This window comes from uncultured Ralstonia sp., from assembly GCA_913056305.1.
In the GTDB taxonomy this organism is placed as follows: domain Bacteria; phylum Pseudomonadota; class Gammaproteobacteria; order Burkholderiales; family Burkholderiaceae; genus Ralstonia.
Window position 1 is genome coordinate 1 of the sequence record CAJXMR010000223.1, and the last position, 7,484, is coordinate 7,484.

At 65.4% G+C, this 7,484-nt stretch carries 8 protein-coding genes; 4 read left to right on the forward strand and 4 right to left on the reverse strand.

The window, feature by feature from the left end; all coding sequences use genetic code 11:
- The 3 genes from trbG to QZ609_RS22400 all read left to right on the forward strand — a co-directional run.
- A partial coding sequence (gene trbG, locus QZ609_RS22390) for a P-type conjugative transfer protein TrbG (RefSeq protein ID WP_295499647.1) occupies positions 1–702 on the forward strand: 702 nt, incomplete at its 5' end.
- Positions 703–704: 2 nt separating this feature from the next.
- On the forward strand, positions 705–1,979 hold the full coding sequence (locus QZ609_RS22395; RefSeq protein WP_064496209.1) for a TrbI/VirB10 family protein: 1,275 nt from the start codon (positions 705–707) through the stop codon (positions 1,977–1,979).
- Positions 1,976–2,221: a DUF2274 domain-containing protein gene (locus tag QZ609_RS22400; RefSeq protein ID WP_064496208.1), complete on the forward strand. Its 246-nt coding sequence runs from the start codon at positions 1,976–1,978 to the stop codon at positions 2,219–2,221. The genes QZ609_RS22395 and QZ609_RS22400 overlap by 4 nt, the downstream gene beginning before the upstream one ends.
- 353 nt (positions 2,222–2,574) lie before the next feature.
- Here QZ609_RS22400 and QZ609_RS22405 read toward each other — a convergent pair whose 3' ends face one another.
- From QZ609_RS22405 to QZ609_RS22415, 3 genes are all read right to left on the reverse strand, one after another.
- The gene (locus tag QZ609_RS22405; RefSeq protein WP_295499650.1) at positions 2,575–3,567 is read right to left on the reverse strand and encodes a hypothetical protein; all 993 of its coding nucleotides are present in this window, start codon (positions 3,565–3,567) and stop codon (positions 2,575–2,577) included.
- 455 nt (positions 3,568–4,022) lie between these two features.
- On the reverse strand, positions 4,023–4,241 hold the full coding sequence (infA, locus tag QZ609_RS22410; RefSeq protein ID WP_004631109.1) for a translation initiation factor IF-1: 219 nt from the start codon (positions 4,239–4,241) through the stop codon (positions 4,023–4,025).
- Between the two features lie 347 nt (positions 4,242–4,588).
- Positions 4,589–4,885: a hypothetical protein gene (locus QZ609_RS22415; protein WP_295499656.1), complete on the reverse strand. Its 297-nt coding sequence runs from the start codon at positions 4,883–4,885 to the stop codon at positions 4,589–4,591.
- A 309-nt stretch (positions 4,886–5,194) separates the two neighbouring features.
- On the opposite strand from QZ609_RS22415, the gene QZ609_RS22420 reads away from it, so the two are divergent.
- Positions 5,195–6,307 (forward strand): endo alpha-1,4 polygalactosaminidase, encoded by a 1,113-nt coding sequence (locus QZ609_RS22420; RefSeq protein WP_295499658.1) that lies wholly within the window; start codon positions 5,195–5,197, stop codon positions 6,305–6,307.
- Here QZ609_RS22420 and pobA read toward each other — a convergent pair.
- On the reverse strand, positions 6,285–7,484 hold a 1,200-nt coding region (gene pobA, locus QZ609_RS22425), incomplete at its 5' end, for a 4-hydroxybenzoate 3-monooxygenase (RefSeq protein ID WP_295499660.1). The two genes, QZ609_RS22420 and pobA, sit on opposite strands and share 23 nt — an antisense overlap.

Genomic DNA, 7,484 nt, shown 5'->3' on the forward strand with positions numbered 1-7,484 from the left:
ACGCGCGAGGGCTACGTCAACGCGATTCAGGTGTGGCCCTTCACCGATGGCGCGCTGTATCAGGTCTATGCAGCCGTGGGCCGCGTGACCGTGATCGCGCTCCAGCCGGGCGAGGAGCTGGTGACGGTGGCCGCCGGCGACACGGTGCGCTGGATCGTGGGCGACACATCGAGCGGCAGCGGCGATGCGCTGCGCGTGAACGTGATGGTCAAGCCGATCCGCTCAGGGTTGAAGACCAATCTCGTCATCACGACCAGCCGGCGTACCTACCTGCTGGAGCTGACCTCGACGGAAAAGACGTGGATGGCCTCGGTGTCCTGGGAGTATCCCAAGGACAAGATGCTGGCCTTGCAGCGCCAGGGGCAGGCGGCCCGCGCCGCCGCGCCGGTCGATAGCGGGCTGTCGCTGGAGAAGATCCGTTTCCGCTACGCGGTCAGCGGTAGCAATCCGCCGTGGAAGCCGCTGCGCGCCTTCGACGACGGGGAGAAGGTCTATATCCAGTTCCCGGCCGGCGTCGCGCAGGGCGAGCTGCCACCGCTGTTCGTCATCGGCGCGCAGGGCGACGGGCAACTGGTGAATTACCGCTTCCGCTCGCCTTACTACATCGTGGATCGCCTGTTCGGCGCGGCCGAGCTGCGCTTGGGTGGCGACAAGGACGACGTGGTGCGGATCGAGCGCACGGACGGCACGCGGAGGAACTGACCATGAGCCAGGACGACACTCCAGACCTTGCCGCGTCACAGGCGGTCAAGGTCGCGCCCGAGGCGGTGGCGCTGCGCGCCCAGCCACGCCCGGTCACGCGCCTGAACCGGCGCACGCTGGCCATCCTCGTCGGCGGCCTGTCGGTCGCCGTGCTCGGGGCCACGATCTGGTCATTGCAGTCGCATCGGCGCGGCGCGGGCGAGCAGACCGAGCTTTACAACGTGGATCGTGTCTCGAAGTCCGAAGGGCTGGACGGCCTGCCGGCCGACTACTCGAAGCTGCCGCCGAAGGTGCCCGAGCTGGGGCCGCCGCTGCCGGGCGACCTGGGGCCAGCCATCGTGAAGTCGCAGCAGCCGGTGACGCCGACGTATGCACCGCCAGGCCATGATCCAGCGGACGCTTTGCGCAAGGAGGCCGAAGCGGCGGCAGCTTCGACGGTGTTCTTCCGCTCGGGCAAGCAGGGCCAAGGCGCCGCCACGGTGGCGCAGGCCGCGCCGGGGGCGCCTGGCGCTGCAAGCACACTCGCGGCCTTCGACCCGCTCGCTGCCGGGCCGGCCTCGACGGGGGCCCAGCCTGCCGATCCGACCGCGACGCAGAATCGACAAGACCAGAAAGAGGCGTTCCTGAAAGGCAGCTCTACGGAGACCCGCAATTCCGGGAATCTGAAAATGCCGTCCTCGCCGTATCAGGTGATGGCCGGGACGGTGATCGCTGGCGCGCTGGTCACGGGCATCAAGTCCGATCTTCCGGGCGACGTGATCGCTACGGTGACGGAGCCGGTCTACGACACGGCCACGGGCAAGTTCCTGCTGATCCCGCAGGGCTCGCGCATCCTGGGCAAGTACAACAGCCAGGTCAGCTATGGGCAGAGCCGGGTTCAGGTGGTTTGGAATCGCATCATCCTGCCGGACACGTCCTCGCTGACGCTGGACAACCTCGTGGGCACCGATCCGGCCGGCTATTCCGGCCTGGAAGACGGTGTGGACTACCACTGGAGCCGCATCGTCGCCGGTGCTGCGCTGACGACGCTGCTGGGCGTGGGCGCCGAGCTGGCCGCGCCGGAGAACCGGCAGGATGGCAACCGCATCGTGATCGCCGGGCGCGACAGCGCGCAGGACAGCATCAACCAGGTCGGGCAGGAGATGACCCGGCGCAACATGAACATCCAGCCGACGCTGACCGAGCGGCCGGGCCTGCCGGTGCGAATCATCGTCAACCGCGATTTGGTGTTGCGGCCGTACCAGCCGATGTTCTTCCAGCGGGAGGCAATGCAATGAGTACGACCAAGAAGCTGCGGCTCGGGCCGCTGCCCAAGACCGAGAACGTCAAGCTGACCTTCGCGTGCCCGGCCAGCCTGAAAGCCGACCTCGACCGCTACGCCGCGCTGCACGCGCAGGCGTATGGCGAGGCGGTCGATGCTGTGACGCTGATCCCGCACATGCTGGAAGCCTTCATGGCGGGCGACAGGGGATTCAGGAAGGGCACGGCAACACGGAGCGCGCCATCGAAGCCGGCATGATGGCGTCGCACATCATCCAACGGGTATCCATCGAACGCGCAGCCCAGGCTGCGCGTTCTTCATTCTGGATGCCATCAACAGCCTCTTGGGCTATGATGTTCTACAAGCCCGCCGTTCCTCGGCAATCCAGCACGACACCGTGCGATGCGGCTTTCTCTCCCGACGCTCTTATGTGGCTCCTAGCCCACAAGGCTGCGCTCCTGCAACGCAGTACCGAAAAGAGCTAACCTACTGTCCCATATACGGTTTCAAGGCTTGCGTGATTTGCGCGAAAGACTTGACACCGGCCCTTTTTTGTTGCCGGGCCAACCGGCCGGACGCCCCCCCTTCTTGGGCGCCCGGGCAAGCCGCGCTTACCGCGGTGCGGCCAGCGGCTTGATGGTCTGGTTCAGCAGGTTCCAGTACGAGCTGGTGCTGTACGGCACCATCTGCTCGGCGTAATTCCACCAGAAGTAGCCTCCGATGAAACGCGGGTCGGCAATCTTCGTCCCCATCGTGTAGTACGTCTTGAGGATGTTCTGCTGCACCGATGCCGGCGCGTAGATGCTCGACGTGCCGACCTCGCCAAAGCCGACCTTCGCCGCCGGGAAGATGCTTTCCAGCAGCTTGAAGTCGCTGCCCCAGTTCGGGTAGAGGCCCGGGCAATCCTGGTACGGGTAGTAGCTGAACAGTGCGTAGTCCGCACCCTGGCGCACGCGTGCGGGCAGGTAGGTCTGCGCCCAGGTCTGCCACGCATCCATCGGCAGCTGCCAGCAGTTGTTGCCCTTGCCGTCGTCGTTGTAGTACATCGTCACGGCGGTCAGGCCACCGTTGGCCTTCACGATGTCGTAGGCCGCCGCCACCATGTTGCCGATGTCCTGCTCTTCAGACGCAGCCACCGCGTCCGGGCCGTTCGAGTCGACACGCAGCCATTCGCCATTGATCTCGTTGGCGATTTCCCACACGTCCACCACGTTCTTCAACGTGCCAACCAGTTCCTGCGTACGTGACGTGTACGTCTGCAGATCGCTCGGGAAGTAGTACGAGTCCATGACTTCGCCCATCACGTAAGCGACGGCATGGAGCTTGACCAGCGCCGGGTAGTACTGGGCAGCGGTCGTGCCCGGGTCGAACACCACGCGCACCGTCGGCTTGTACGGCAGGTGCGTGAGCGATGCCACGATCGCATTGATGTTGCTGACGTCATCGAGCGTGACGCCGTAGATCGGCGCCTTCGGGCGCGTGGCCTGTGCCGATGCGTTGCTCATACCCAGGCCACCCAGCAGCGCGACGGCTGCCGTCAGGCCCACCATGGCGCGCTGGCTCGTGCGCGCCACACTCTGTGCTGCATTCTTGGTTTCCAACATGCGTGTTCTATTCCCTCGGACGCAACGTGACGCGTCCAGATTTCCGATGGACAAGCGCCGACCTACCTGTGCGGTATATCAATGCGGTGTGACTCGATTGGCACACTGAGCACCGAACGGATGCAGGCGTCGAGGACGCCCCGGTCGGCGAGGAGAATGCGCGATTGGAAGCTCATGCCGGAAACCCGGCTGGCTGTGCGCTTATTCGAAGGACTGGTACAGCTGGCGCGCGCTCACTGCGGCGAGGCGCGGCTTCACACAGATGGAAAGCCCTGCACTTCAGTTGGCCGCCGACTCTGTTCCCCCCGTCAGCGACCAGCGGCGATCTTACCCCATCCAGGTGACACGCCCATGAAAAAAACCGATCGCCAATCGTTGGCGAAAGAAAAAAACCGCGGGCTGTGCGGGCTCGCGGTCTCTTATGTGCCGGGCCGGGCGCTTATGCCCGCGCGGCATTACTTGTGCCGGTAGTTGATGCGACCCTTGGTGAGGTCGTACGGCGACATCTCCAGCTTCACGCGGTCACCCGCCAGGATACGGATGCGGTGCTTCTGCATCTTGCCCGATGCGTACGCCCAGATCTCAACGCCGTTTTCCAGCTGCACGCGAAACCGGTTGTCGGGCAGTGCTTCGGAAACCACGCCCTCAAACTCGATCAGTTCTTCCTTGGCCAAATTCGTTCCTTTGTATGCAGCACACAGCTGCGTCGATGGTTGCAATGGTGTGATGACCGCACCGGAACCGCGCCTCCCACCACGCAGCGGGAAGCGGCAACAACCGTGGCCATCGGCCCGAACAGCGGGCGGCTGGGGTAACCGAGTCGCACGGAAAAGGCGGAGGCGGCACGCGGGGTGCGCGGCGTCTTCTGTGCAAGCGAGGAATTGGGTGGCGGACGCAGATGCGCGCCGCCCGGCTCGACGCGGGGTGAACCCCGGTGCTGGACTCAGCCGCCACCAGCCCTGATGGGCCCGGCGCAAGCTGGATTCGCCCGCCATTCTACCACGGACAAGGGTTAACTCGCTCAGGCGCCGTCGAGGCCGGCCAGCGACATCTCGGGCACGGTACCGTCGATGATGCCCTCGGCAAAACGCAGCGCGGCCGCGCGCGCCTCCCCAATGTTGCTGAACTGCCGATCCCCCGACAGCCGGAACACCTGCGATTGCCCGGGCTCGGGCAACATCCCCTCCCGGCAGATCATGACGGCCGCGTTGTAGCTGCGGTCTTCCCGGGCCTCGGGCCAGCGCGCCTTGCGTTCATGCTGGTAAGCCAACGGATAGATGTCGAAGCCTTTGTATTGGCCCGCCGGCGTGGTGTCCATCGCATGCTCCCCTTCTTTATCGTCGAAGTGCTGTCCGACTATACACCCGCGCGTTTTACCTGGCGATGAAAGCCACGCCAACGTTTGATCTGCCCCACGCGTCGCGGGCAGCCCAACATGTCGATGCCGAGGCAATCGACTGGAAACTCAGGTTGAAACAACTTTCAGGGTGATGCCCCCACTTCAGTAGGGCTTCGAACATCCGGCTGTGTTAGCGTGCCCTGGCGCTCACTCGTCCATGTCGTGTACGTGATGGCGCGCGCAGGTCCGCAGAACATCATCGGGTAACCCACGCTCTCAAGAACAACCATGCGCCTGACCCTGTCCTCTCTCGCTCTGGCCGGTACCACTCTCACGCTCGCAGCCTGTGGCGGCGGCGATGGCGGCGCCACGCTCACCCCGCAAGCCACCGCCACGACCACCAGCAGCACGCTGACGGCAAAAGCGCTCACGTCCAGCGCCCTCGCCCCGAGCGCGGCATGCGGCGCGAACGGCGCGTCACCGTTGGCAGGCGTGCAAACGTGGATGTACCGGCTGCAGGGCATGACCACCGACGCGCAGATCAACGCGCTCGCCGTCCAGCCCTACGACATGTTCGTCATCGAGGCCAACAATACGATCAAGGGCCTGGAGAGCTTCGACACCGCCGGCATGGTGACGCACCTGCATACCAAGCCCGATGGCACGCCGCGCAAGGTGCTGGCCTACATCGACATCGGCCAGGCGGAGAATTTCCGCACCTATTGGACAGCAAGCTGGCAGGCACCGACCACCTCCAGCCCGGGCACGCCCGATTTCATCCTCACGGCCGACCCGGACGGCTGGTCGGGTGACTACGTGGTCGCCTTCTGGGACCCACGCTGGCAGGCACTGTGGCTGGGGCCCAACGGCGCGGTCGCGCAACTCGCGCGCGAAGGCTTCGACGGCGTCTACCTGGATTGGGTGGAAGCGTATGCCGACCCGACCGTTGCGGCGGCGGCCCAGGCGGCAGGCATCGATCCCGCGCAAGCGATGGCCGATTTCATCGCCAAGATCCGCGCAGCGGGCCGGGCGATCAATCCGCAGTTTGCGGTGATCCAGCAGAATGCATCACAACTGATCGACGATGCGGGAGCATCGGTGCTGCTGCCGAACGTCGATGCGATTTCGCAGGAAGACACCTGGTTCGGCGGCACGGCCGGTGCGGCGTGGGATAGCGCGGCGGGTGGCGATATCGCGCAAAACGCCGCCGACACCCAGTGGACGATCCAGCAGTTGCAGAAATACTGCACAGGCAACGTGCCGGTCTTCACGATCGACTACGCGCTGCAGACCGCCAACGCCACCACGGTCTACCCCACCTCGCGCAGCCTGGGCTTCCACCCGCTGGTATCACGCATCGCGCTATCCAACCCGACCACTACGCCGCCCTGGTCGTATTGACAGCGTTCAGCGCACGCGCCGGCGCATCGGCAAACGGCAGGCCAACGTAGTTCTCGGCCAGCACGCGGGCGCCGGCCGGCGAGCTCGTCACATACTCCAGCTCGGCGCGCTGCAGGCGCTGCATGAACGGCGTGTGGTCGTCGAAGTGGTGCAGCATCGACGTCATCCACCACGAGAAATGCTCGGCGCGCCAGATGCGCTGCAGGCAGCGCTCGGCGTAGCCCGCCAGTTGCGTGGCGTCGTTCTGGCGGTAGCGCGCCGTCAGCGCCTGCGCCAGCACGCGCACATCGGCCACGGCCAGGTTCATACCCTTGGCGCCGGTGGGCGGCACGATGTGCGCGGCATCCCCGGCCAGGAACAGGCGCCCGTACTGCATCGTCTCGCAGACGAAGCTGCGCATCGGCGTGACGCTCTTCTGCAGGATCGTGCCCTCCTTCAGGTGCCAGCCGTCGTTGTTCTCCAGGCGCGTGTGGAGCTCGTCCCAGATGCGCGCGTCGGACCATTCGGCCAGGTTCTCGTCCGGCTTGCATTGCAGGTAGAGCCGCGTGATCTTCGGTGAACGCATGCTGAACAGCGCGAAGCCGCGATCGTGGCTGGCATAGATCAGCTCTTCCGCCGCCGGTGCCGCCTCGGCCAGAATGCCGAGCCACGCGAACGGATAGACGCGCTCGAACACCGCCTGCCGCTGCGCGGGAATGGCCGGCCGACAAATACCGTGGAAACCGTCGCAGCCGGCGATGTAGTCGCATTGCAGCGTCTGCGGCACACCGTCGTGGATGAAGCGCACGGACGGCGTGGCCGATTCGATGTCGTGCACCGACACGTCCGACACATCGAACAGCAGCGGCGCGCCCTGCTCCACACGCGCGGCAATCAGGTCCTTCACCACCTCGTGCTGCCCATACACCGTGATGGAACGCCCGCCTGACATCTCCGTCAGGTCAATGCGGTGGCGCTTGCCGCCGAACAACAGGTCGATGCCGTGGTGGATCAACCCTTCGCGGCGCATGCGTTCGCCGACACCCGCTTCGTTGAGCATGTCGACGGTGCCCTGCTCCAGCACGCCAGCGCGGATGCGCTCTTCGACGTACTCGCGGCTCTTGGTTTCGAGGATGACGGCGTCGATGCCGTTGCGGTGCAGAAGCTGCCCGAGCAGCAGGCCCGCCGGGCCCGCGCC

Excerpts from the sequence above, each read along its gene's own strand:
- QZ609_RS22395 (WP_064496209.1), top strand. The coding sequence starts at position 705 with ATGAGCCAGGACGACACTCCAGACCTTGCCGCGTCACAGGCGGTCAAG.
- QZ609_RS22400 (WP_064496208.1), top strand. The coding sequence starts at position 1,976 with ATGAGTACGACCAAGAAGCTGCGGCTCGGGCCGCTGCCCAAGACCGAG.
- QZ609_RS22405 (WP_295499650.1), bottom strand. The coding sequence starts at position 3,567 with ATGTTGGAAACCAAGAATGCAGCACAGAGTGTGGCGCGCACGAGCCAG.
- QZ609_RS22415 (WP_295499656.1), bottom strand. The coding sequence starts at position 4,885 with ATGGACACCACGCCGGCGGGCCAATACAAAGGCTTCGACATCTATCCG.
- QZ609_RS22420 (WP_295499658.1), top strand. The coding sequence starts at position 5,195 with ATGCGCCTGACCCTGTCCTCTCTCGCTCTGGCCGGTACCACTCTCACG.